Here is a 2,289-nt window from a genome sequence, read left to right as displayed (position 1 = left end):
GGCAGCCAAAAAGTTTGAATATGATATAGACTCCTATATAGCAGAGAAGTCTCCGATCGTGAAAGAATTAGAGCAAAAAGCACTGCAATGGCGGCCGCTTTAATCTAGATATAAATTGCACCTGGCGCTAAAGGGCAAAGGAGTATATGCATTGCATGCAAATGTTATACGATACTGATGCTTGCTAAGAGAAATTTAATAAGGTTGATAAGTGAAAGCGCCTGGGATGCTGTTCCAGGCGTTTATTAGATTACAGAATTGGAAGAAAAGGAACGGAATTTCCAAGTTGCGGGATTTCGACAAAATCTCGCGGAATTAGGATGCTTCTTTGCGGAAACAATGATAATCTTGCGGGATTTCGACAAAATCCTGCGGAATTAACTTCACGTCAATAACTTTATTAAAAATTACACCTGAGAAATCATATGTTTTCCAGGCCGTTACTCTTCAGCAATGCTAAAAAAATAAAAGGAACACCTTAAGTGAACATTTCATCACGAAAGGTATTCCTTTTTATTTAAAAATCTCAAGTTTCATTCAAGTTTCAGAAAAAATTATCTATGCTGGTCATACTTATTAGCTTTTGTCAGTGATCTGATCAGTTTGATTTCTTCCTCTGTCAAAGGCTGGCTATTGGCTGCTCTTGCATTTTCCTTTATTTGTTCAGGGGAGCTTGCGCCAGCTACGACAGATGCAACTGCAGGCTGGGCCAGATTATATTGGATAGCAACATCAGCTAAAGATCTGGAGGAAGCCAGTTTTTCTTTTAACACAGGCAGCATCTCCTGCAATTCATCGAAACTGTAATCCAGATAGCCGTTCTTCTTGATGGATTGAGAGGCTTTATTTAGCATAAAGTCACTAAGCAGTCCTTTGGCGACAGTTCCTCTTGTGACAACGCCAATGCGATTTTCCTGCAGCAGTGGTAATGCTTCTTCCTCAGGTCGTCGATCGAGGATACTATACTGCATCATCACAGAAACGATATTGGATTTGTCAATATATTCTCGGATAACATTCGGCCTGATGGATGAAATTCCATAATGCCTGATAAAGCCCTCAGTTTTTAGCTCTTCAAAAGCCTCAATCGTTTGCTCAATATTATCCTCAATGGTTCCCCCATGTAGCTGATAGAGGTCGATATAGTCAGTATTAAGGCGCTTTAAACTCTGCTTAATGGCTTCCTTGATGTACTCTTTGGAAGGGTCCCATGTCCAGCTGTCTTTTGCTTCAGTCCATCGGTTTCCAGCCTTAGTCGCAATGATGACTTGATCTCGTACATTTTTTAATGCTAATCCAACGATTTCTTCATTTTTTCCAAAATCATATAAGTCTGCTGTGTCAAAATAATTTATGCCTTCTTCGAGTGCAGCGTTAATCACTGATTCAGCTCTAAGCTGGTCAGTGCCAAGTGACATGCATCCAAGACCAATTTCGCTTACATACAAATCGGATGTCCCTAATTGACGTTTTTTCAAAAAATCACTCCGTTCCTAATGCTGATTCTATTTTAGCGAAAGGAAGGGAGTGGGTTCAACTAATCAGGATGGCGGGCGCTTTTATTGACTGTATTCACCCAGTCCTTAACAAGTTTGTGCTGCCTGCTGTATTCCTTCAGTTTGCGCTTTATTTCCCAGGCCTTTCCTGCAAGGGTAATGCCATGATCATGAACGTAAATCTTCATCTTGATACTCCTTTCAATTAAATATGGTAAAATGTATGAGCATTTGATATCGGATTAGAACAGGAGTGAAGGAATAATGAGACCGCTTGAAGAGAAAACGTTGAAAACGGAGCGAATTTTTACCGGGAAGGTGATCAGCCTGCAGGTAGACGACGTGAAGCTGCCGAATGGCAACACTTCCAAAAGAGAAATTGTCAAGCATCCTGGAGCCGTGGCGGTAATTCCTGTAACAGCTGAAAATAAAATCGTGATGGTAGAGCAATATCGCAAGGCATTAGAAAAGACGATTATCGAAATTCCTGCAGGTAAGCTTGAAAAGGGTGAAAAACCAGAGATATGTGCTGCCCGTGAGCTTGAGGAAGAAACAGGATATGAATGCGTAAACATGGAATGGCTTATTTCGTTCTATACATCTCCAGGCTTTGCGGACGAGATCATTCATGTATATAAAGCAACAGGACTATCGCAAAAAGAGAACGCTGCCACTACAGATGAAGATGAATTCGTCAATCTTGTAGAGGTTACACTTGAAGATGCGATTCAGTTAATAAAAGAACAAAAAATATATGACGCGAAAACGGCTTATGCAGTCCAATATTTACAGC

Annotated in this window: 3 protein-coding genes; 1 reads left to right on the top strand and 2 read right to left on the bottom strand. The window is 40.5% G+C overall.

Annotated elements, in window-relative coordinates:
• Positions 1-554 precede the first annotated feature (554 nt).
• Both WB217_RS02450 and mciZ read right to left on the bottom strand, forming a co-directional pair.
• Complete coding sequence (locus WB217_RS02450) at positions 555-1,478, bottom strand: aldo/keto reductase (protein WP_423990327.1); 924 nt, start codon at positions 1,476-1,478, stop codon at positions 555-557.
• A gap of 59 nt (positions 1,479-1,537) precedes the next feature.
• Positions 1,538-1,684: a Z-ring formation inhibitor MciZ gene (mciZ, locus tag WB217_RS02445; RefSeq protein ID WP_423990325.1), complete on the bottom strand. Its 147-nt coding sequence runs from the start codon at positions 1,682-1,684 to the stop codon at positions 1,538-1,540.
• A 76-nt stretch (positions 1,685-1,760) separates the two neighbouring features.
• Here mciZ and WB217_RS02440 point away from each other — a divergent pair.
• Positions 1,761-2,289, top strand: a 529-nt coding sequence (locus WB217_RS02440) for an NUDIX hydrolase (protein WP_423990323.1), incomplete at its 3' end; no start/stop codon positions are given.

It is taken from the genome of Mesobacillus sp., assembly GCF_049588175.1.
Lineage (GTDB): Bacteria > Bacillota > Bacilli > Bacillales > Cytobacillaceae > Mesobacillus.
The sequence above is the reverse complement of the archived record's forward strand: the minus strand, read 5'-3'. Positions and strand labels throughout refer to the sequence as shown.